The sequence below is a fragment of the Brachybacterium alimentarium genome, assembly GCF_002332425.1.
GTDB lineage: Bacteria > Actinomycetota > Actinomycetes > Actinomycetales > Dermabacteraceae > Brachybacterium > Brachybacterium alimentarium.
Window position 1 is genome coordinate 45,897 of sequence record NZ_NRGS01000033.1, and the last position, 22,417, is coordinate 68,313.

Sequence of the window (22,417 nt, forward strand, 5' to 3'; positions counted from 1 at the left end):
CGCCGACGAGCCGGCACCGTGGGCGTCTGCCTCAGCCGTCCGAGCGCGAGAACCGGTTGGTCATGAGGTTGCTCGTCGTGTGCAGCACGGCAGCGAGCACCTGATCGGTCTCGGCCCGGATCTGCTCGGCGATCGTGGTGTTCGCCTGGGCCAGCCGTGCTGAGACGGAGGACGTCGAGTCGCCGTCGGCCGATTCCCGGGCAGAGGTTCCGATGGCCTCGTCCGTCGCGTGCACGGCGGCGCGGCCGAGTGCGAGGGTGGTGCGCTGGTACCGCTCGATGTCCGCGATGGTCTCGGCGTAGTGGCCGTCGGCGAGGGTCGCGAGCAGACGCGAGGTCCAGTAGAAGCTGTCCGTGCTGACCTGCCCGGTCGTCGTCGTGAGGTACTCGGGGGCTTCGTCGACGTTGGTGAACATCGGGATCAGCGTGGTGAACGGGTTCGAGGCGTAGGCGATCCACTGGAGTGCGCGCGAGCTCTCCGGCCGGTCGGGCCGGATCTGGAGGATCGCCAGCGCGTTGTGCCGGTTGATGCCGATCGGGCGGAACGCTCGACGCTCCGCCCGGGTGCCGTGCGGGGAGTACGGATCGAACGGGGTGCCCTGGTAGTGCGAGCTGAGCACGTCCTTGACGTCCTCGACCGTCAGCTTCCGCTCCGGCCGACGGCTCCAGGGAAGGTCATCCGAATCCGGCCGGCTGCCCGGCCCCGGACCGTCCCAGTCCTCGCTCGTGGGGTTCAGGGTGCGCTGCATGTACCAGGCGCGGGGCGTGTTGTAGCGGTGGTCGGAGTCCGAACGGGAGCCGAAGGCGTCGCGCGGGTTGAACACGTGCGTGCTCGGCGCGCCGGTGGCTGGATCGGCGGAGGGACCGGGTGACGGGGTGGCCGACGGGTCAGCCGACTCATCGCGCAGCGTGAGGTCGAGATGATGAGTCTGCACGAAGGCGCGCAGGTCCGGGCTCGCGAGATGATCGCGCCCCTCGCCCTCGGCGTCCTCGAGGTCGAAGGAATCGATGCTCAGCTGATTGGGGATCGCCGCGTAATGGTCTTCGGGCACGCGACGCGCGATCCAGTGGTGGCCGCCCACGGTCTCGAGCCACCAGATGTCCTCGACGTCGGAGAACGCGATCCCGTTCATCTCATAGGTGCCGTGCTCGGCGAGCAGCTCGCCCAGGCGCAGCACCCCTTCGCGAGCGCTGCGGATGTAGGGCAGGACGAGGGTCAGCATGTCCTCCTCGCTGATCCCGCCGGGCACCTCCGGCCGGTGGTCCGGCGACCCGGGGGTGCCGCTCTCGGGCACGTACTCCACCAGTGGATCCGCGCCGAGCACCCGGGGATTGCTGGTCAGGGTCTCGGTCGCGCTCATCGCGACATTCGCGGAGTTGATGCCGGCGCAGCCCCAGATCCCCTCATCGGGCAGGGCGTTGGGCACGGCGGTGTAGCGCAGCGGGTTCTGCGGCAGCTCGACCCGTCGGTGCGCGAGCACGCTGGTGTGGGTGCGGGGCTGATCCTCGGGACGGACCACGATGACCCGCTTGGGGTCGAAGGACCCGTTCGAGGAATCCTCCGTGCGCGCCACGAGCGGGGACCCGTCGGCGCTGGCCTTCCTGCCCACCAGAAGCGTTGTGCATCCCACCTGTGACCTCCTTGCGTCGTCCCACTCTCTGAGCGGTCCCGAGAATCCTGAGTCGCCTCGTCGTTCCACGGTAGTCGCTGGGCAGAGCATCCGAGTTCTTGCGAGCTGCTGCTAGTGATCCGGCCATCCGAAAATGCTCGTCGCCCATTTAGTCTGGTGGTCCGTCAGAAAGTGGCCGTCGCAGTCCAACGAACAGCAGGAGAGATGATGCGTGACTCGGAATCGCTCGCTAAGGGGGACGAGGCGCGGGGGAGTCAGCAGTCCAGTGGACCGCAGGGGCTCGCTGACGTCCGCCGCCTCAATCTGCAGCGCGTCCTCGCCGAGATTCGCGACCGACGCGCGGTGACCAGGAAGGATCTGGTGGCTGCGACCGCTCTGAATCGAGTCACCGTCCTGGATCTGGTCGCGGAGCTGCACGGACGACATCTCATCAGCGAGCACCCTTCAGTCTCTACGGGACGTTCGGGACGACCTGCTATGACGCTCGAGCTCGATGACGACCATCTTGCGGTCGCTGCACTGGAGATCAATGTCGACCGGATCAGGATCCTGTGCTCGACTCTGCAGCTGCGCGTCGTGCACGAGGAAGCCATCGACATGGTGGGGGAGGGCCTCTCACCCGACCATGTCCTGGAGCTCGCTGCCATGTGTGTGAACCGTGCCCACCGGGCGCTGCTGAGGAAGGGGCTGCTCCTGAAGCGTGTCTGTATCGGCCTGCCTGCATTCATTGATCACCGGAACGGGACCGTGCTGACCTCTTTGAGCTTCGGTTGGAACGGCGTGCCGGCGGTGGACATCCTCCAGCGGTCGGTTGACGCGGATCTCGAGTTCACTCTTGACCGACTGGCGAATCTCGCCATCCGAGAGGAGCGCGCACGGGCGGGGCTCATGCCCGATAGCGGCATAGTCCTGCTCTATGGAGACATGGGGGTCGGAGGTGCGTTCCAGAAGGGGGGAGTGATCCTCCGTGGCGACTCGGGTTCCGGTGCCGAGTTCGGGCATATCTCCGTAGATCCCGGTGGCCCGCACTGCTATTGCGGCAACCGCGGATGCCTGGAGATGTACGTGGGCATCCGCCCGCTCGCAGCAGCGCTCGGCATCGTCGACGACCAGGAGGGCGGTGTCATGCAGCGAGTGCTGGATCTTCTTGAATCGGGGGATCGGGCCGTAGCTGCTGCGGCCCGCGAGCAGGCGCCATGGCTCATGATGGCGCTACGGACGCTGCAGACGGTCTTCGACCCCAGGGCTCTCATTCTTGGGGGGCACCTCGGCTCGCTCGCGCGCCTGATGGGCTCCGCGCTGGAGGAAGGGGTTTCCGAGGTGGAGAACGGTCGGGCGACCGAGCTGAGAATCTCGATCACGGGAGCGAACGCCGTGCTCGCGGGTGGGGTGCGCGCTGCGCGTGATGACCTTCTTGCTGCGCCCTGGAGCGCTTGACGACCCTCGTGCCTCGGTCGTGTGAACCCTTGACAGGGTCCCACGGGGTCCATACGGTTTAATATTACGTTCGGTAAGCCGACTTAATCTATGCGGGCAGAGCGATCCGCCTTGTCGGAGTCCGAGGTAGACCCACGTTCGATGAGGAGCGAGGAATGACGATGACAACACTGAGCAGACGGCGACTCCTGGAAGCGTTGCCTCTCGGCGGGGTGACGCTCGCCGCGTCATTGACTGCCTGTGCTTCAGGAGGTACCGGGGCGCTCGGCGGGGGAGGCGGTTCGGGGAAGGTGAAGGAACTGATCGTCCCGACGGCGCGCACTCCGTGGCTGGACGCCTACAGGCGACTGGCGGCGGCGTACGAGGATGTCAGTGGGATCAGAATCGTGCTACGTGAATTCCCTTATGACGGGCTTTACACCCAGCAGGTCAATGCTATACAGAGCAATGCCCTGCCTTTCGATGTGTTTCAGATCGACGAGGCGGGGCTGTGGAACTTTTTTGAGAACGAATGGGTCGTGCCGTTCGGTGAGATCGACGAGAAGTTCGCCGTCGACGACGGAATTCTGACGTACGCGGGTCTCCCCTTCTGGAACTCTGCAACGAAGACGTCCAATAGTCAGGGTGAAGTTATGGGCTACCCGATCAACGGCAACATGGACCTTTTCGTCTATCGGAAAGACGTGTACGACGAACTCGGCCTGGGTGTCCCGACCACCTGGGACGAAGCCCTCCATAATGCGCAGGCTGCGAAGAAATCAGGCAAAGTTCAGTACGGTCACGTGCCCCGAGCACAGGCCACTCAGAACGGCCTGTCTATCACCTACGAGTTTATGCCGGTCTTCTACAGCTATGGGGGGTCGTGGTTCGCGGACGAGGGGAAAGACTGGACCCCGACGATCAACAGTGATGGAGGCATCGCCGCTGCGACGATGTTCCGCGACCTCGCGCTGACAGGCCCAGAAGAGACTATGACGATCGGGCAGGCCGAGGTGATCTCTTTGATGCAGGGCGGGCGGGCCATGCAGACGCACGCCGTCGCGGCGGCCGCCAACCAGTTCTTAGACCCAGACAAGTCGCAGATCGCTGAAGTCGTCGGATTCCAGGAGGTGCCAGCCGCGACGCCGAAAGGCAGGTCGGCGCCAACGAGCGGCACGTGGTCACTGTGCGTCCCTCGCGGGCTCGCCCCCGAGCGTGCGGAAGCCGCACTCGACTACATCAAATGGGTTCTATCGCAGGACGCCCAAAGCATGTTCATGGAGTCCGGAGGCATCCCCACGCGGCGCAGTGTCCTCGATCTGGGAGCGGAGAACGGGGAAGCGAGCCCTTATCTCGAACCGCTTGCGCGGTCCATGGACGATGTCCGGGCGCCGATCCGGTACTCCTTCGGTCCTGCCATGGCGAGTCAGACGGAGAAACATCTGAGTCGGATCGCTGCCGGAGAGGTGGAGCCGCGACGAGGAATGGGTGAGCTCCAGGACGCCGTCGTCCGTGTCGTGAGGGAAGCGGGATTCTTGTCATGAACGCATTGCAGGAGCAGACCGAGCGAGCAACGCAGATGGTCTCCGCCCCCCACCGTCGGAGGAGAGCTCGCCTTCCTTCTCTTTTCGGGGTCCTGGCCATCGCGCCGTTTGCGCTTTTCATGGCGGTGTTCGGCATCTACCCGGTCGTCCAGCTGATCCGCATGGCCTTCTCGGACGTCGGCCTTGTGCAGGGAGGGTTCACCTTCGACTTCACCGGCGGGCGGAACCTGCTGCGGATCCTCGACGACGAGAACACCCTGCCAGTGGTTACCGCAACGCTCATCTTCGTCGTCGGTGCGGTTGCCCTGACCGTCGTCCTCGGGACGGCGATGGCCGTACTTTTGGACCGGGCGAGATTCTTTCAGGCCTTCGCGCGCCGCGTGCTGATCTGGCCGACGGTCGTCGCGCCCGTGGTGGTCAGTGTGATCTGGCTGCTGATCCTGTCGCCGACGATCGGAGTGCTCAACACGGTCCTGACCGCTGTGGGGCTGCCAGCTCAGGGCTGGCTGGGTCAGCCTGTCGGTGCGATGGCCTCGATTCTCCTGGTAGACGTCTGGCACTGGACGCCGTTGGTGTTCCTGCTGGTGTACACATCGATTCAGTCCATGGACCGAGAGGTGCTCGAGGCTGCCAGTGTCGATGGTGCGGGCGAGGGGCAAACCATCTGGCGAATCATCCTGCCGATGAGCCTCCCCTCGATCCTCGCTGCAGCGGCCGTCAGGCTTGTCTTGTCCGTCAAGTCGTTTGACGAGATGTATCTGCTGACTCACGGGGGTCCGGGGAACGCCACGAATCTCATCAGCCTGCACATCCGGACCATTTTCTTCGACCAGCTGGAGCTCGGGTACGGGGCCGCTCTCGGTTTCTCCGTCATCCTCATCTACGCCGCCGTAGGAATCGCCTACGCATTCGTGCGGATTCTTGCCCGGAGAAAGGAGAGTACCCATGTCTGACATGGCCACCGGCGTACGCCGCAGTCCCGTGGGGACCGTCGCCGGCATCTTCCTCGTCGCGGCCGTCGCAGCGACGATCGCGCCGATCATCTGGATGGTTGTTCTCAGCTTCCAGCCTTTGAAGAACATCATCGGCACGGGATTGCAGCTCGACTTCTCGCTCAGCAATTATCGAGATCTGTTCGCGCCGGGCAATCCGTTATTGCAGCAGCTCGGCAACAGCCTGGTCATTGTGATCGGGACAGTGGTCCTCTGCCTCGTCTTCGGGTCACTCGCGGGATACGCGCTCTCGCAGCTCACGATCCCGCGGCCGGTCCTGTTCCCTCTGCTCGCGCTGACGGCTTTCATCCCGCTGGTGCCGCCGATGGTGGTCGTTCCTGGGCTCTACGCGCTCATGAACTCGCTGGGCATCATTGGCGGGTCGACTGGGCTCATCGTCCTCAATACCGTCTTCCAGCTGCCATTCGCCGCTCTTCTGATGCGCGTCTACTTCGACGCTCTGCCTGGGACGCTCCGGGAGGCTGCGCATATCGATGGCGCCACGGAGTTCGTAGTGTTCCGCTCCGTGATGCTCCCTCTGGTGACCCCGGGGCTCGCCGCCGTAGGCACATTCACCGGAATCATGGCTTGGAACGAGTTCCTGTTCGGACTAACGATGACCTCCGGTGGCGTGACCGCTCCGCTGACCGTGGGCATCGCCTCGCTCGTTCAGCCGTACGAAGTGGCCTGGGGCGAGATGGCGGCGGCGGGAACGCTCGCGGCGGTCCCGATCATCCTGCTCACCATCGTCGCCAATCGCTATATCGTCTCCGGCCTCACCTCGGGGGCCGTTAAGGGCTGACGCCCGCGAAAGGACCTATCCATGACCCGTCCTGACATCGTGCTGATACTCGCTGATGACCTCGGATACTCCGATCTCGGCTGCTACGGCGGTGAGATCGACACTCCCCACCTGGACTCGCTGGCGGCAGGTGGCGTGCGACTCACGCAGTTCTACAACACCGCGCGATGCAGCCCGTCGCGGGCTTCGCTGCTCACCGGGATGCACCCGCACCAGACTGGGATTGGGGTTCTCACCGGGGATGATTCTCCGACCGGGTATCCCGGAAACCTGCAGCCGGATGTGCCCACCGTCGCCGAAATGCTCTCGGCCGGCGGGTACCAAACGGCCGCGGTCGGCAAGTGGCACCTTGCTTCCGATGTTCGGACACCGAACGATTCCTGGCCGACACGGCGCGGTTTCGACAGCTTCTTCGGAACGCTCACCGGATGCGGCAGCTACTACGCCCCGCCGACGCTCGTGCGGGACGAGACAAACGTCGAGCACGAGTCGAACGATCCGTGCTTCTTCTACACCGACGCGATCTCGGATGAGGCCGTGCGCAATATCGAGGACTCGACGGGCTCCGAGCACCCCCTGTTCCTGTATGTCGCGTACACCGCACCGCATTGGCCCCTGCACGCCCCGGAGGAGGACGTAGCTGCATGTGCGGGACGCTATGACGTGGGGTGGGACCAGGTGCGCGAGGAGCGACTGCAGCGGCAGCGTGAGCTGGGGATCCTGCCGGAACAGACTGCGCTGAGCCCACGTGCTCCCGGGGAGCTGGCCTGGGACGAGACCCCGGACAAACCCTGGCAGGCACAGCGGATGGAGACCTACGCGGCCATGGTGGAGCGCATGGACCGAGGTGTCGGGCGGATCATCCAAGCGCTCGAGGCGAAAGGGACGCTACAGAACACCGTGCTGGTATTCCTCTCCGATAACGGTGCCTCCCCGGAGGAGCTCCCGCACTTCGAACGCGAGATGTTCGTCCAGCGACGCGACATCTTCTGTCCGACGACCCGTGACGGCACCGCGGTGCGTCTCGGCAATGAGCCTTCGATCCGGCCCGGCCCGGAGGCTAGCTACACCAGCTATGGCAGACCCTGGGCAAACGTATCCAACACCCCGTTCCGGATGTACAAGAAGTGGGCACACGAAGGGGGGATTGCGGCGCCCTTCATCCTGCATTGGCCGGAGCGACGACTCCCCGAAGGGACGCTGTGCCGGACACCTTTGCAATTGGTCCACGTGCTGCCAACCCTGTTGGAAGCCGCAGGCCTCGACGCTCATGACGTGCGCGCTGGAGGAGCCCCGGCGCTCGAGGGGGAGAGCTTCTTGGAGGATGTCGCCGAGGAGAAGGTCGCAGTCGGATCGGACCGCGATCTGTTCTGGGAACACTGCGGGAATGCGGCCATCCGTCACGGGGCGTGGAAGTTGGTGCGTGAACATGGGTCCCGGTGGGAGCTCTACGACCTTTCCGTCGATCCCACAGAGCTGCATGACGTGAGCGCGCAGAACACCGAACTCGCGCAGAATTTGCTTGCTGCCTGGTGCAGCTGGGCGGACCGTGTTGGCGTGCTCCCGTTCGGAAGGATCGAGGACCTCTACGAGCTCAAAGGACGCCCGGCCAGCGAAGCCGCAGGGTGAGGCATCAGGCTCGTCGCAAGCGGCAGGGCCTTGGTCTTGAGGCGATTCGCAGGTGCGGCCTGAGAGTCCAGCGACGAAACGGGGTACGCCGCGGTGGCAGGTCAGGTTAACGAGCTGCCGTTTCTCCAGACAGCTCACCGGCCTCTGGGCCTCGTAGTGCTGTCGATTCAGCGAACAGGGCAGCCTGTTCCTGGCCGACCGTCGGAAGAGTGAGCGCCTTGAATTCCGATCGGATGTGGGCGCCGACCGACGTCAGCTCGCTTCGAGGCTCGCATTGTCCAGGAACGCTCGCGTCCTCACACTGATCGACCGATTCCTCGATGCCTGGGTACTGAGCACGTGGCCCCGCTCGCCAGATGCTGATCAGCAGATGGCCTGCACGTTTGTCTCGGCCACGGCCGCCCCGGCCCGCGCCTGCTGACGCAGGTGCACGCGATAGGACCACGTCACGACGCCGAGCCCCAGCACCGCGAGCGCCACGCCGGTCCAGGCCGGGGCGAGCAGGCCCCAGCCCGCGGCGAGCACTCCGGCGCCGAGGGCGGCCCCCAGCGAGTTGCCGATGTTCAGCGCCGAGTGATGCAGTGCGGCGGACAGCGAGGGCGCCTCGGGGGAGGCGTCCAGCAGGAACACCTGGAGCGAGGGGCCCATGAACTGCGAGGTGACGGCGATCGCGAACAGCAGGAGCAGGCCGGCCCAGGCCTGGTGGGCGACGAGCGCGAACACGGCGAGGCTGATCGCCATGCCGATCAGGCCGAGGAAGATCGTCCCGTAGATGCTGCGGTCGGTGAGGCGCCCGGCCACGATGTTCCCGATCGTCATGCCCACGCCGAACATGAACAGCGCGACGGGCACCGCTCGCTCGCCCAGCCCCATGACGCCCGGGACGATCTCGCCGATGTAGCTGTAGACGGCGAACATGCCGCCGAAGCCGATCGAGCCGATGCCGAGGCCGAACCACACCTGGGCACGGCGCAGGCCGCGGAGCTCACCGCGGATCGAGCTCGCGATGCCGGTGCCCTCGGGTTCGGGGACCAGGCGCCAGATCGCGATAGTGGTGGCCGCGGCGAGCACCACCACGATCACGTAGGCGGAGCGCCAGCCCACGTGCTGCCCGAGCGCGGTCGAGGCGGGCACGCCGACCATCGTCGCGATGGTGAGACCCAGCATGACCAGGGAGACGGAGCGGGCGCGTCGGCCGGGCGGTGAGAGCCGGGAGACCACGAGAGCGGAGACGCCGAAGAACGCCCCGTGGGGGAGACCGGCGAAGAGGCGGGCGGAGGCCAGCACCGCGAAGCTCGGCGCGATCGCCGAGAGCAGGTTCCCCAGCCCGATCAGGGCGATCAGCAGCACCAGCAGTCGTGCGCGCGGCATCCTCACGGCGGCGATCGTCACCAGCGGCGCACCGATCACCACCCCCAGGGCGTAGAGGGTGATGAGCATGCCGGCCTGGGGGATCGACACCTCGAGGTCGCGGGCGATCTGCGGCAGCAGACCCATGCTGGCGAATTCGGTGGTCCCGATCGCGAAGGCGCCCAGTGCCATGGCCAGGATGACCAGCCGCAGGCGGCCGGGACTCAGCGGGGCGGACGGCGAGGTGGGATGCGAGGTCACAACAGCTCCAGCACAGATCGGGCGGGGAACGCTGCCGACGCTGGTAGCGGTGAGTACGCCTCGATCCTATAGGCGGGCTCGTGCCGGGGCCAGGGTGGGGTGAGGGATCTGCGGCGGCCGCCCGTGGATGGTCCGCGGTCGCGCTGGACGATCCCGGTACTGTGCTGTGGAGCCGGTCGCAGCAGCCCGGCAGGCGCGCAGGGACGTATCGCGCGCCGATCCTCGATACGTTGGGACGCACCATGGAACACATCACCGTCGCCGGCCACTCTGAGCCCATCCCTGCTTCCGCCGTCGCCGCCTCCCTGCTGGAGCAGCGCCTCCAGAGCGTTCGCGAGAAGCGGGGCACCGAGGCGGCCGAGACCCTCGAAGTCCTCGTCGGCGAGCGGATCGGGACCCTGCTCGAGGACGGCATGCCCAGCGTCGACTTCGCGACCATGCGCGCCGTCGTCGACTACGTGGAGCTGCCCGAGGAGGAGGACAACGCCTCAGGACTCGGTCGCGCACTGCGCGGGGTCAAGGAGAAGCTCGCCCAGCGGGGAGGGCCCGCGGGCGGCTGAGCGCGGACGGAGCACGCCTGCACGTCGCCGCCGACGGCTGCTCCGGCGCGAGACCGCCGACGGTGGCTTCTTCGCGTCTCCGCGTCACCCGTGTCAGCCCGGGCGGGTGCTCGTCACCGCAGCCGCTCGAGCACCCCGTCGAGGGCTGCGGGCGTCGTCTCCACCACGATCTGCAGCGCGCGGGAGGAGTCCACGGCCGAGGAGAGGGCGGGGATGCCCGATCCGGTGAGGACTGACCCGGCCAGGTAGACGACGGCCGCGCCGATCACGAGGCCGAGCGCGCCGCCGAGAAGACGGTCGATGATCCCCAGGTGCAGGCGGTCCGCGCCACGGCGCACCATGTGCCCGATCCGGCCGCCGATGCCGCTGCCGATCAGGAGCAGCGCCAGGAGCGAGCCGACCGCGGCCAGAGTGCGCCAGTCAGGATCGACGGCGTCGGTGATGTGCGGGATCGCCCAGACGGCGGCGCCGATCCCGGCGGCCAGGCCCAGCAGTGCCCCCAGGGTCGCGGCGAATCCTGAGCGCAGCCCGGAGGCGGTGGTGCCGAGCAGGATCAGCACGATCACGACGTCGACGATCCAGTCCATGGTCCACCTCTTCTGCTCTTCTGCGTTCAGGGCGTGCGATGGAGGCATCGTGCCACGGCGAGCCTGGGTGAGTGGTGAGTGGTGAGTGGTGAGTGGTGAGTGGTGAGTGACGAGTGGTGAGTGGTGAGCGCGCGGCGCGCCACGCGCGGCGCCGTCGGCCCTCCCTATGGACCGGGACCGCTCCGAGGTGGAATCCTCGATGGGAACCGCGCGACTGCATGGTCGGGCGTTCCGAGCAGGGGAGGCACCCCGATGATGTCGACGACCTCGAACCCAGAGAAGACCTCGACCCCCGAGACGATGAGCGCGGTCCAGCTGGTGGGCCATGGCGGTCTCGAGCAGCTGATCCACACTCGCGAGGCGCCCACGCCGAGCCCGATGGCGGGGGAGGTGCTGATCGACGTCCACGCCTGCGGAATGAACAACACCGATGTGTGGGTGCGCGAGGGCGCGTATGGCAGCGACACCGATCCCACCGAGGTGTCCTCCTGGCGGCGCGGCCGCTCCACGCTCGAGTTCCCGCGCATCCAGGGCACGGACATCGTCGGCCGCATCGTGGCCGTCGGGGACGGGGTTCCCGAGGCGCGCCTCGGACAGCGGGTGATGGTGGACTTCAGCATCTACCACCGGCCCGAGGGCGACGACAGCCTGGCGGACATCGACTACATCGGCCACGGCCGCGACGGCGGGTACGCCGAGTACGTCGCGGTGCCCTCGGAGAACGCCTACGAGATGACCACCGGTATCAGCGACGCCGAGCTCGCCACCTTCTGCTGCGCCTATCTCACCGCCGAGCAGATGCTGGTGCGCAGCCGTCTGGCCGCGGGGGAGCGGGTGCTGGTGACCGGGGCCTCCGGGGGCGTCGGCTCGGCGATCATCCAGCTGGCGCGGGCGCGCGGGGCGATCCCCTACGCCGTCACCAGCGCCGGCAAGGAGGAGGCGCTGCGGGAGATCGGCGCCGAGGGCATCATCCTCCGCGACGCCCCGGACCTGGTTGCCGAGGTCGCACGCGTGGTCGACGCACCCGTGGACGTGGTGGCCGATCTGGTCGCCGGGCCGATGTTCAACGATCTGCTGCGGATCCTGCGCCCGGAGGGCCGCTACAGCACGGCTGGCGCCATCGGCGGCCCGGTGGTCGATCTGGACCTGCGCACGATGTACCTCAAGCAGCTCGAGCTGCACGGCTCCTCCCAGGGGACCCGCACCGCGTTCCGGCGCCTGGTGCGTTACATCGAGGACGGCACGATCCGTCCACTGCTGGACCGCACCTTCCGCCTCTCCGATTTCCACCAGGCGCAGCGCACGTTCCTGGGCAAGAGCTACATCGGCAAGCTGGTCGTCGTGCCGGACCGCCACTGGGACGAGGTCGGCGCGCCCTTCGCAGCGGCCGGCGTGACGTCGACGGGCGGTGATCCCGATGCGCGATGAACGCACGATCGAGCTGATCGACACCCAGGCCGGCGGCGACGTGAGCCGCATCGTCACCGCCGGCATCGAGCCGCTGCCGGGGAGCACCGCGCTGGAGAAGGCCCGCTACCTCCAACGGGAGGGCGACGGGCTGCGCCGACTGCTGCTGTCCGAGCCGTACGGGGACCCGGCGATGTCGGTGGACCTCATCGTCGAGCCGGGGCATCCGGAGGCGCAGGCCGGATACATCATCATGGAGGCGATGGGATACCCGATGTACTCCGGGTCCAACACGCTCTGCGCCGCCACCGCCCTGCTGGAGAGCGGCATGATCGAGATGACCGAGGGCCTGCAGGAGGTGGTCCTGGAATCCCCGGCCGGGCTGGCCCGGATCACCGCCCGCAATCGCGACGGGCGGGTCGAGTCGATCACCACCCAGGGCGAACCAGCCTATGTCGCCGAACGTGGACTGTCCGTCGAGGTGCCCTCCTACGGACGGGTCCGCTTCGACCTGGTGTGGAGCGGGGCCTACTACGCCATGATCACCGCCGCCGACCACGGCTTCGAGCTCACGGCCGACGAGCAGATCGCGCTGACCGCCTTCGGGGACGCCTTCGTGCGCACGGCCCGCCCGGGGCTGCGCCAGGAGCATCCGACCCTGGGCGACGTGGGCCCGCTCCCGTTCGTCCACTTCATGGGGCGGGTGCGCACGCTCGAGAACGGCACGGTCGAGTCGCGGTCCGCGACCTACGTGCATCCCGGCGTCATCTGCCGCAGCCCGACGGGGACCGGCACCTCCGCGCGGCTGGCGCTCCTGGCCGGCACCGGCGACCTCGCGACCGGGGACACGCTGGAGACCATCTCCCCGCGGGGCAATCGCTTCGTGGGCACCGTCGGCGAGGAGGCCACGGTGGGCGATTTCCCCGCCTGGCAATCCACGATCACGGGCCGGGCGCGCCTGATGGCCCGCTCGAGGATCACCGTGGACCTCGATGACCCGCTGGTGGACTCCTCCGACCTGGAGAAGCTGCTGAGTCCGTGAGTCCGTGAGTCCGTGATCGCGGTGCTGCACTCTTCCTGAGCGTCTGCGGCTGGAAGGCGTCGCTCAGCGACCTCGTGCGGCGAGTCTGGACATGAGCCCGGTCGGTGCGAAGCGCGCCACGGTATAGATCGCGCGGTAGCGACGGCTCGGCACGGAGAGGGCCTTTCCACGGCCGACGTCCCGCAGGGATTCCTCGACGACCCTCGGAGCGTCCAGCCACAGCCAGTCCGGGATGCCCTCCTCGCCCTTGGCGAGGCCCAGCCGGGCATGGAAGTCGGTGTGGGTGTAGCCGGGACACACGGCGGTGACGGTCACGCCCCGCGTCGAGTACCGGCCGTTGGCCCACTGGGAGAAGGACACCAGCCAGGCCTTGCAGGCCGCGTAGGTGGAACGTGGCATCACGGCAGCGGCCGAGGAGATGTTGATGATCGTGCCGGAACGCCGCGCCAGCATGCCCGGCAGTACGGCGTGCATCAGGCGCATCGGCACCTCGTCGTGCAGTCGGAGGTGACGCACCTCGTCCTCGATGTCGTTCTTCTCGAAGGCGAGGGGAAGGCCGAATCCGGCGCTGTTGATCAGGGTGTCGACCGGTCGTCTCGCGTCGGCGAGGCGGTCGGTGACGGCGGCGACACCGCTCGGCGAGGACAGGTCCGCGACAAGGACCTCGACCTCCGCCGCTCCCTCCTGCTCCAGGTCGAGGGCGAGTGCTGCGAGGCGGACGCTGTCGCGCGCGACCAGCACGAGGCGGCCGCCGCGACGGGCGAGCTGGCGGGCGTATTCGGTGCCGAGGCCGGAGCTGGCGCCGGTGATCAGGGACGTCGTCGTCATGGGGCGAGCCTAAGGGCTGCCGGTCCCCGGACCGGACGACCTCGCGATCGCCCTGATCGGCCTGGCGCTGACCGCCGGTGACGATGCCGGGTGAGCTCGGGACGCCCCAGATCAGATATCGAGCCCTCAGACCTCTATCGAGGCCGTGTCGGACCGGCTGCCATCGGCGGAGGTCGCCACCAGCTCCACGCTGCCGCCGGACGGGACGGCGTGCACGTACAGCCGATCGCGACGCGTGCGACCGAGCCATGTCCGCGTCGTGGCGCCGATGTGGAAGAGGTCCCAGAACTCTGCGGCCTCCTGCTGCTCCCAGCCGAACTGCATGGCTCGGGCATCGCCCTGCGAGGAGGCGACCTCGGCGGTGAACCCGGCCGGGGTCGTCGGCTGAATGATCTCCGGGGCCTCGACCAGCAGGACCTCGCCGACGTTCACGGACAACGGCGCTGTCGATGAGAGCGACAGGCTCACCCGGGTGATCGGGCGCCTGGCGGCGCGGGCAGGGATGGGCCCGCGGTGCTGCGCCCAATCGCCCTCGTCCGGCCGGCCGCGGTGCAGGACGACCTCCGAACGCGAACCGTCGTCATGGGTGAGGACCATGGTCGCCGTCACGGCCTCCGAGGAGCGGATCCTGGCGCTTGCGAAGGACTGCCGAGGCAGGGACAGCGCCGTCTTGAACAGGTGCAGCTCGACGTCGGTCGCGTCCGAGTCGACACCGAGGGAATGGGAGCCCTCCCAGGCGATCGTCTCGTCGAGGTGCACCTCGCCCAGGGGCAGCTCCGGCTCGGTCCAGTACTGCCAGGTCGGGTTCAGCTGACCGATGCCCGCGTTGTTCCACGGCCGTGTGGAGACCACCCGGCCGTGGATCCGGAAGTGACTGCCGACGCCGACGCCGAAAGTGGTGCGGATCGGCAGGGAATCCAGCGTCGACTTCTCGACGATCATGTGGGCGACGCCGTCGTAGCGCTCGGGGTTCAGCACGTCGGTGCGACCGTCGGGCGTGGGGTCGATGACCCGGCCACTGGTGGCAGGGTTGCCCGACGGGCCGGAGAAGAACTGCTGCTCGAGGGTGCGGAACCTCCGTCGGCCCTCGACGGTGAGCGCGTCGTCGCCCGCATCGGACCAGAAGGACTGCGAGACGAAATTGCCCATGCTCAGCGGAGCCTCGGTACCGGGATGGGCCAGATCGCCGAACCGCTCTCGTGGGTCGAAGCCGCCCTTCTGATGCTCGACGCCGGCGAAGCCCACCTGCAGCGGATCGAACCCGGCGGCGCGCACGGCGTCCGCGCTGCCGGCCAGACCCGGGTCTGCCTTCGGCCAGTCGTAGTTGAGGAAGATCGAGTCCGCCAGACGGTCCTCGGGGGTCCCCAGCCACGGGAGGTTCTTCTCGTTGAGACGGTTCTGGTAGTCCAGCTCGCCGTCGGGCAGCACCGCGTCGTAGTAGCACAGGTAGTGCTCGGGATCCTCGGCGCGGATGTACCGGAGCATCGCGGCGAGCTGCTCGGCCTCCCGTGCGGTGATCTCCTTCTCCTGGTTGATGAAGAAGCCGTCGAACCCGAAGTAGCGCCGCATCGCGATCATCGCGTCCGCCACCGGGAACGAACCGTCCTCCCGCTGCTCGACATAGGGGCCGAAATCTCCCTCGCGCGGCCAGAACCAGCCACCGATGACCTTCGCACCGTGGAGGTGCCCCATCTCGACGAACCCGGGGTTGGGCAGGTCGATCAGACCGGCGGGGCCGTCGTCGTAGGAGCCGCCGTCGACCACCTGCCCGTGCCAGCTGCCCCACACGTCGTAGTACGGCCAGAACCGTTGTGTCCACACGTACCCCTCCGCGCCGTCGATCTGCGCTCGCGGCTGATACGAGGAGCCGTCGTAGTCGATCTCGAGCGCCAGGTACTGGGTGTCCGCGCTGAGGTCGCGGTGCGCTTGGGACTCCGGGTCGTGCGGGATGCGGTCGCGCAGCGGTACGGCGCTGCGGAAGTTCTCCGCGTACTCGACGGTCTCCGGGGTCCAATCAGCGAGGTCGTCGATGAGGAAGCCACGGCTGAGGGGCCCCTCGGGGAAGCCCGGCTCGGCCGGCGTCATCGTCGGGGCGGTGAACGGGCCGCTGCTCCCCAGGTCGGAGTCGGTCTCGGCATGGGCAGGGGAGAGAGAGGCGTGCGCGCCGAGGGCGGCGGCGCCGGCTCCGGCGGCACCGACGCGGAGCAGCGTGCGGCGGGAGAGGGACGTCATGGGGATCCTCTTCATCGAGTGGTCAGCGGCAAAGCAACCGGTGCCTATCGGCACTTAAGCGGTATAGCAACCGTAGCCATCCTATGCCGGTCGGGCAAGAAGCGATGCAGTCCCGCGGATACTTTTCCACCGGATACCTTCCATGTCGCGCCACGGATCGGCCACCGCGGAACCCCGATTCCGGGACCGAGCAGGTTCAGTCCTCAGGCCCGCTCCACGGCATGCATCGTCCCTGCCAGATCACCGAACACGATGTGGTCGCCGAAGACGGCGCCGGGGGCGAGCACGGGAGCGATGCCGAGCCGGGTGAGCTGCTCGACGTCCCCGGTGTCGAGGTGCACGGCAGTGATGAGCATCCGGTCGGGTGCGTTCACGCTAATGTTGGGTCCCAACAGGTTGCACACGCCCGCCAGGGCCCCGACGATCATCCCCGCGACCTCGGCTCGGTCCCCGTACCCGGTGCGGTCATGGGGCGGCGTCGTCGCCGTCCCCGTGCTCTCTGCGTTCAAGTGCTGCGCGGCTGGATCTTCAGCGCGGGGCCTCCTGGGTGAACGGGAATCCGTGCTCCCGAAAAGGCGCGGAGGGCGTGCTCGTCGGCCGTGTCTATCTCGAACGACACCACCTCGCGTGTCGGGTGGTGGGTCACCCGTTCGATGCGTCCGGCGAGCGTCACGAATCCCGCGAGGGAAGCGACGAAAGGACGACCTATCCATTCCTCGGTCCGCTTGAAGTACCACCATTCCGTGGCTGCGTCGTAGCGCTCCTGCGCGGTGAAGGCACGGTGGAAGCCGAGATAGCGGCGAGGGTCCTCGGGTCTGTCGGTCAGCGTTCCGGGTCCGAGGCGCACATTGATGTAAGGGCCCGGGTCCTCGTTCGCCAACGGGACCCTTGTCAGGAGGTCCAGTCCGTGGCGAGGCATCAGGAGCTTGCGCCCCGCCCGGATGACCCACTTCTGTTCGGGGGCATCTGCGGCGGGCTCCCGAGCGGCCAGATCGCCAGCCAGCTCGGAGACCATGAGCTGGGTCGCCAGGGACTGGGTGAGGCCGAGCCGTTCCATGACCAGCCCTGTCGAGACCCAGTCATCCGGCAGGGGGACGGCGAGCTGGCGCCCTGCAAACGTGGACAGGTCAGCGGAGAGCACCGACCGCATACTGCGCTCCTAGGTCGACGAATGGGGTACGGGTGTTCGTGCTGCGGCCTACGGCGGCCCCCGCAATACCGACCCATGTTAGCGTTTACTGACATAGGGGTCGGTGTGGGTGACCGGTGGCTGACGTCGCGTACGGGGTTGAGGGACCCACGCCCGGACAGCATGCCCCTCGACCATCCCCATACCAGGAGTGCTCATGACACCATTCTCGGACACTGCGGAACAGCCGACCCCCGGGCCCGTGCTGGTGGGGGTCGCGATGCTGGGACTCACCACCCTCCTCAGCCTTCCTTCCCCGTTCTTCACCGGCCTGCTCCTCGCCCCCGTCTTCGGGGCGACTGCCGTCCTGGGGTATCGCCGTGTGCGATGGGCGGGCTTTGTGGGCCTCGGCGCATCAGCGTTCGCCCTCCTCACCGCCCTGATCGCTGCGATCGTGTCGACCTCTCAGGCCACCGCCGGGTCCACATTGTTCGCTGCCTTGGGTGCTCTCCTGGTCGGCCTGTGTGCGCTGGCGGGTGGTGTCGGCTCCGGAGTGCTGGTGATCTACCGAAACCATCTCGCCGGGAGTCGGCGCCGCACGTCGTTCTCTCCGCAGCAGCCACCCTCGACCTACGAATCCGCTTCGGCCTCCGAGCGGGAGTTCCCTCCGTCCCCGGTCGACGGCGCTGCGCAGAGAGTCCCGCCGCAGACTCCTTCCGACGAGGCGCAGGCGGACGCCGCTTCGCAGCGGCGAGACGAGGACCTCCGCAGGGTCGGGCGCGCTGCGGCCACTGGGGCGCGTGCTCTTGCACGGGGCGGCGCCGCGGCGTGGGGCTCGCAGAGACGACGGGCAGCTGCCCGCGAAGAGCGCGCAGCTCGGGAGGCGGCAGCTCGCGGGCCGGCGTACTTCAGCACGCAAGCGATGGCCACGAGGAAGCGCGAGCGCGAGGACGCGGAAATTCGCAAGGCGCAGCTCTCACAGGCCTACAGATACAACAACCGACGCTGAGGCCCCCGAGCTGGCGAGCCGCCGGGCGCTCAGATCGTCGACCTCGACTCCGAGCGCCCCTCGGATGTTCAATCGAGTCCCTCTGTTCAACATGCTGGAACATCCGTGACGGTTGAACAATGCCGCTGCGGGGCGGCTCCTGGTGGAGTAGGCAGCCTCAGCCGACCACCTGCATGTCGAACACGTGGATCGACCCGTTCCCAGGCAGCATCACGGTCTCGACCTGCTTGTCCTGCTCGAGCGGGATCGAGACCGCATACACGGAGTAGGTCCCGTTCTCGTTGCCGTAGCCGTCCGGGGTGTTGCGCCCAGAGGTGGCCGCGACCACCTCGGCGTCCGGGTTGGCGCCCGCACCGGTCCAGTTCGGCACGGAGATCGTGCCGGTGCTGGTGGTGCCGTCCGTGTAGAACACGGTCGCGGTGCCGGTGGCGTTCATTCCCGAGCCGGAGGCGAGGAACGCCAGGTCGCTGCCCGACCCGGACAGGGAGATCGCTTCTCCGCCGGCCGTGGCGTTGTCCGCCGTACCGGCTTCGACGTCCGGCCAGGTGAACTCGGCCCCGGCGCCCGTGACGTGCGCTCCGGACTCCACCCCGGCCTCGCTGAGCTGCTCGGCGGAGAAGGAGTTGCCCTCCCCGTCGAAGTCGCCCTCCGCGAGGGTGTCGAGCGTGGTGGCACCGACGTTGTCGTACGCCTCCTCCAGCGAGGCGAGCGGCGTGCCCGTCGTCTGGACCCGTTCCTGCACCACGGTGCCGTGCCCGTCCCCGCCGTTGTAGGTGACCGTCGCGGTGAAGGGATGCACGCGGAAGCCCTCGCGCAGCGTGGGCACCCGCACCTGGAAGGATTCGGTGACCGTATCGCCCGCGGCGATCGGCTCCTCCACCTCGCGCTGCGCCGGGGCGATGCTCCAGCCGGCCGGCCCGTGCAGGTCGACGCTCGTCTCGGTCATCGCCTCGCGGGAGGAGTTGGTGACGGTGACCGTGAGGGTCTGGAGCGTGTCCTGATCGGTGAGGTCCAGCGGCGTGAGGCGGACCCCGATCTGATGGGGAGTCTGGATGGCCGCCTGGGCGGGGAGCACCGCACCCAGCAGCAGGGCCATCCCGGTGACCAGGATGGCGAGCGCTCGGGCGGTCGCGGGGAGCGCCCCGGCGCCTGCTCCCGGTCGCGCTGTTATGGGGGTGGGGGTGAGGTTCTGGATGCTCATCAGGGCATCTCCTTCCGCTCGGAATCGATGCCCTGGCGCAGCGTGCTCCACTGCCCGCGGGTGAAGTCGGGCATGGCCAGCACGGCGCCGTCCTGGTTGATGGACTCCTCGCTGAGCGGCACCGGTGCGCACCAGGTCGCCGAGTCGTAGACGTCGATATCGGGCTCGAGCCCCAGCCGGATCGCCTGCACGGTGCGCCACTGCAGCAGGTAGTCGATGCCGCCGTGGCCGCCGTTGTTCTCCGCGTCCTCGCCGACGTCCTGCCACAGCCAGTGGTCGAACTCGTCGCGGAACCCGTCGAAGCTGCGCCAGACGTCGTCGGCGTGGTCGGGCTCGACGTAGACGCGGGCGCCGGAATCGCCCATCGGCACGTAGTCCTCCAGCAGTCCGCGCGTGCCGGCCAGGGAGTTGATCCGGCTGTAGGGGCGCGGGGAGGAGACGTCGTGCTCGGTGCGGATCACGCGCCCCTTGTCCGTGTCGTGCAGGCAGGTGATGAGGTCGCCCTTGATGTAGGTGTCGGCCCATGAGGGGTGGTCCTTGGGCATGAACCTCTCGCGGTAGTCGGCCAGCGCCCGTGGAGCGGTCGCCGTGGCCCGGATCGTGGTGATCCGGTCGCCGCGGTTGATGTCCATGGCGTTCGCGATCGGGCCCAGCCCGTGCATCGCGTAGAAGGACCGGTTGTGGGTGGTGTGCCAGGTGCGACGCCAGTGGTCGGTGTAGTAGTCCTCGTCGAACATGAGGCCGCGCAGGTCGTGCAGGTAGGCGCCGGCGCCGCTGGTGACGTCGCCGAACAGGCCGCCGTGGGAGGCGCGCGCCATGGCCAGCTCGTTGCGGCCGTAGCAGGTGTTCTCCGCGAGGAAGAGGTGGTTCTGCGTCTGCTCGACGGTGGCGACCAGGTCCCACATCTCGTCGATCTCCGTGGCGATCGGCAGCTCGACGGCCACGTTCGCCCCGGCCAGCAGCGCCGCCTTCCCCTGGGCATAGTGGAACTCCCACGGCGTCGCGATGTACACCAGGTCCAGCTTGACCTCGTCGAGCATGTCCTGGAACGAGGTGTCCTCGCCGCCGAACTCGCGAGGGCGGTCGTGGCCCTCCTCTTCCAGGGCGGCGGCGACCTTGGTGGCGCGGTCGGCCCGGATGTCGCAGACCGCGTCGATCCGTGCTCCGGGCGGAGCGGCCCAGCCGGAGGCCATCGAGGCACCACGATTGCCCAGGCCGATGATGCCGATGCGCACGGTGTCGCGCTGCGCGTAGGGCACGCCGATCATGCTGGCGGGGCCGGGGATCGGGGCGGCAGGGCCGGGAGCGGCGCCGGCCGGTGCGGCCGTGCCGGCTCCGGCGACGGTCAGGCCCGCGATGCCGGCTGCTCCGAGCAGTCCGCGACGGGAGGGGGTGGAGGGGGAGGGATGGTTCACCAGGGTCACCTCAGGAGTGGGGTGGAGGAGGAGCCCTCGCGCGAGGGCCGCGACCGCGGGGACCCGGCGGCCTCGCCCGGTACGTCGGTGTGGCCGGACTGGCTCCAATGTGGCACAGACCACGGACGGTGGCAATCGTTTTACATGAAATGGGGCCGACGTCCCGGAGCGCGGGCGGACGTCCGAGGAGTGGGTCGACGTCCGGCGTGTGGGCAGACGCCCGGTGCGTGGGCCGACGTCCGGGTACGTGGGCGGACGTCCGAGCGAGCGTGTGGCCAGCTCACTGCGGCGTCCCAGCTCAGTGCCGTGTCCCAGCTCAGTGCGGTGTCACTGAGGCAGCTCGTCCTGCCGTGAGGGGTAGGACGGCTGCGCCCCGTGCCGGGTCACGGCGAAGGCGCCGACGCGCACCGCGCGCCGGCAGGCGTCGGCCGCGCTCTCGCCCCGGGCGAGGCCCACGGCGAGCGCCCCGACGAAGGCGTCACCGGCGCCGGTCGTGTCGACGGCGTGCACCTTCGGCGAGCTGACCTCGGCGAACTCGGCGTCGGTCGCGAGGATCGCGCCACGTGCGCCGCGTGTCATCACCACGGAGGGGACGCCTGCATCGCGCAGGCCTCGCACGGTGGCCGCATCGTCGTCGGGTGCGTCGGGTGCGTCGGGTGCGTCGGGTGCGTCGGGTGCGTCGGTGCCCGTGAGCGCGGTCAGCGCGAGGCGGCCCTCCGACTCGTTGACGACGAGCGGGTCCGCGGTGGCGAGCGTGCCGGCTCCGACCTCGATCACCGGCGCCAGGTTCAGCAGGAATCGGGTGCCGGTCTCGACACAGAGCTGTGCCAGCTGCTCCACTGCGGCGGCCGGGATCTCTCCCTGGGAGACGACGAGGTCGCTCGCCTTCACCGCGGCCCGGAGGCTCTTCACGTCCTGCGCCGACCAGGAGCCGTTCGCCCCGGCGATGATGACGATGCTGTTCTCGCCGGCCTCGTCGACGGTGACCACTGCCAACCCGGTCTCCTCCGCGGGCACCTCCTCCGTCGCGGTCAGATCGACTCCGGCGTCGCGCAGCAGAGCGAGGGCGAGGTCGGCGTCGGGCCCGGCGCCGGTGCGACCCGCGAATCGGACGTCGCCGCCCAGCAGGGCCGCGGCGCAGGCCTGATTGGCACCCTTGCCGCCCGGTGAGCGTCGGGACCCGGTGCCGGCGAGGGTCTCGCCCGGCTCCGGGTGCCGGGGAACTCCGAGGACTAGATGTAGTTGGTCATGACGTTGTCGACGCCGGCGTGGAGGCGTGAGGCCGGGGGCTGATCGCCGCAGGCGGTGTGGGGCCGATGGTAGTCATAGTGATGGACCCAGATCGCGATGGCCTCTCGCCGTTCGTTCTCGGACTCGTAGGCG

General features: G+C 68.3%; 20 protein-coding genes. 9 read left to right on the forward strand and 11 right to left on the reverse strand.

The window, feature by feature from the left end; genetic code table 11:
• Positions 1–31: 31 nt before the first annotated feature.
• Positions 32–1,630 carry a C69 family dipeptidase gene (locus CIK71_RS16240; protein WP_096166726.1) on the reverse strand — a complete coding sequence of 533 codons (1,599 nt, stop codon included), beginning with the start codon at positions 1,628–1,630 and terminating at the stop codon, positions 32–34.
• A gap of 204 nt (positions 1,631–1,834) precedes the next feature.
• On the opposite strand from CIK71_RS16240, the gene CIK71_RS16245 reads away from it, so the two are divergent.
• The 5 genes from CIK71_RS16245 (at position 1,835) to CIK71_RS16265 (ending at position 8,013) form a co-directional block, all read left to right on the forward strand.
• Positions 1,835–3,067 carry an ROK family protein gene (locus CIK71_RS16245; protein WP_096166727.1) on the forward strand — a complete coding sequence of 411 codons (1,233 nt, stop codon included), beginning with the start codon at positions 1,835–1,837 and terminating at the stop codon, positions 3,065–3,067.
• 155 nt (positions 3,068–3,222) lie between these two features.
• Positions 3,223–4,590: an extracellular solute-binding protein gene (locus CIK71_RS16250; RefSeq protein WP_096166728.1), complete on the forward strand. Its 1,368-nt coding sequence runs from the start codon at positions 3,223–3,225 to the stop codon at positions 4,588–4,590.
• The gene (locus CIK71_RS16255) at positions 4,587–5,543 is read left to right on the forward strand and encodes a carbohydrate ABC transporter permease (protein WP_096166729.1); all 957 of its coding nucleotides are present in this window, start codon (positions 4,587–4,589) and stop codon (positions 5,541–5,543) included. The genes CIK71_RS16250 and CIK71_RS16255 overlap by 4 nt, the downstream gene beginning before the upstream one ends.
• Positions 5,536–6,384 carry a carbohydrate ABC transporter permease gene (locus CIK71_RS16260; RefSeq protein ID WP_096166730.1) on the forward strand — a complete coding sequence of 283 codons (849 nt, stop codon included), beginning with the start codon at positions 5,536–5,538 and terminating at the stop codon, positions 6,382–6,384. The genes CIK71_RS16255 and CIK71_RS16260 overlap by 8 nt, the downstream gene beginning before the upstream one ends.
• Positions 6,385–6,405: 21 nt before the next feature.
• A complete protein-coding gene (locus CIK71_RS16265) occupies positions 6,406–8,013 on the forward strand; it encodes an arylsulfatase (RefSeq protein WP_096166731.1) in 1,608 nt (535 codons plus the stop codon).
• 363 nt (positions 8,014–8,376) lie between these two features.
• On the opposite strand, the gene CIK71_RS16270 is transcribed toward CIK71_RS16265, so the two are convergent.
• Positions 8,377–9,624, reverse strand: coding sequence for an MFS transporter (locus tag CIK71_RS16270; RefSeq protein WP_245857708.1), 1,248 nt, complete (start codon positions 9,622–9,624; stop codon positions 8,377–8,379).
• Between the two features lie 242 nt (positions 9,625–9,866).
• On the opposite strand from CIK71_RS16270, the gene CIK71_RS16275 reads away from it, so the two are divergent.
• On the forward strand, positions 9,867–10,184 hold the full coding sequence (locus CIK71_RS16275) for a hypothetical protein (RefSeq protein ID WP_096166732.1): 318 nt from the start codon (positions 9,867–9,869) through the stop codon (positions 10,182–10,184).
• A 113-nt stretch (positions 10,185–10,297) separates the two neighbouring features.
• Here CIK71_RS16275 and CIK71_RS17815 read toward each other — a convergent pair whose 3' ends face one another.
• Complete coding sequence (locus tag CIK71_RS17815) at positions 10,298–10,771, reverse strand: CvpA family protein (RefSeq protein ID WP_158541918.1); 474 nt, start codon at positions 10,769–10,771, stop codon at positions 10,298–10,300.
• Between the two features lie 252 nt (positions 10,772–11,023).
• Here CIK71_RS17815 and CIK71_RS16285 point away from each other — a divergent pair, with 252 nt between their 5' ends.
• A complete protein-coding gene (locus CIK71_RS16285) occupies positions 11,024–12,199 on the forward strand; it encodes an alcohol dehydrogenase family protein (protein ID WP_245857710.1) in 1,176 nt (391 codons plus the stop codon).
• Entirely contained in the window at positions 12,189–13,220 is a 1,032-nt protein-coding gene (locus tag CIK71_RS16290; protein ID WP_096166746.1) for a proline racemase family protein, read from the forward strand. The genes CIK71_RS16285 and CIK71_RS16290 overlap by 11 nt, the downstream gene beginning before the upstream one ends.
• Before the next feature lie 63 nt (positions 13,221–13,283).
• On the opposite strand, the gene CIK71_RS16295 is transcribed toward CIK71_RS16290, so the two are convergent.
• From CIK71_RS16295 to CIK71_RS16310, 4 genes are all read right to left on the reverse strand, one after another.
• On the reverse strand, positions 13,284–14,048 hold the full coding sequence (locus CIK71_RS16295; RefSeq protein WP_096166735.1) for an SDR family NAD(P)-dependent oxidoreductase: 765 nt from the start codon (positions 14,046–14,048) through the stop codon (positions 13,284–13,286).
• A 126-nt stretch (positions 14,049–14,174) separates the two neighbouring features.
• Positions 14,175–16,280: an endo-beta-N-acetylglucosaminidase gene (locus CIK71_RS16300; RefSeq protein WP_176485676.1), complete on the reverse strand. Its 2,106-nt coding sequence runs from the start codon at positions 16,278–16,280 to the stop codon at positions 14,175–14,177.
• A 203-nt stretch (positions 16,281–16,483) separates the two neighbouring features.
• Complete coding sequence (locus CIK71_RS16305; RefSeq protein WP_096166737.1) at positions 16,484–16,789, reverse strand: hypothetical protein; 306 nt, start codon at positions 16,787–16,789, stop codon at positions 16,484–16,486.
• Entirely contained in the window at positions 16,786–17,421 is a 636-nt protein-coding gene (locus CIK71_RS16310; RefSeq protein ID WP_141393738.1) for a hypothetical protein, read from the reverse strand. The genes CIK71_RS16305 and CIK71_RS16310 overlap by 4 nt, the downstream gene beginning before the upstream one ends.
• A gap of 205 nt (positions 17,422–17,626) precedes the next feature.
• Between CIK71_RS16310 and CIK71_RS16315 the strand changes: the two genes are divergently transcribed.
• Positions 17,627–18,418, forward strand: coding sequence for a hypothetical protein (locus CIK71_RS16315; RefSeq protein WP_096166739.1), 792 nt, complete (start codon positions 17,627–17,629; stop codon positions 18,416–18,418).
• A gap of 157 nt (positions 18,419–18,575) precedes the next feature.
• Here CIK71_RS16315 and CIK71_RS16320 read toward each other — a convergent pair whose 3' ends face one another.
• From CIK71_RS16320 to CIK71_RS16335, 4 genes are all read right to left on the reverse strand, one after another.
• Positions 18,576–19,619, reverse strand: a complete 1,044-nt coding sequence (locus tag CIK71_RS16320; RefSeq protein WP_096166740.1) for an NEW3 domain-containing protein — start codon at positions 19,617–19,619, stop codon at positions 18,576–18,578.
• Entirely contained in the window at positions 19,619–21,034 is a 1,416-nt protein-coding gene (locus CIK71_RS16325; RefSeq protein ID WP_245857723.1) for a Gfo/Idh/MocA family protein, read from the reverse strand. Before CIK71_RS16325 ends, CIK71_RS16320 begins: the two co-directional genes overlap by 1 nt.
• Before the next feature lie 327 nt (positions 21,035–21,361).
• On the reverse strand, positions 21,362–22,336 hold the full coding sequence (locus CIK71_RS16330; RefSeq protein WP_096166741.1) for a ribokinase: 975 nt from the start codon (positions 22,334–22,336) through the stop codon (positions 21,362–21,364).
• Positions 22,267–22,417, reverse strand: a 151-nt coding sequence (locus CIK71_RS16335; protein ID WP_141393739.1) for an integrase core domain-containing protein, incomplete at its 5' end; no start/stop codon positions are given. The genes CIK71_RS16330 and CIK71_RS16335, both read right to left, overlap by 70 nt.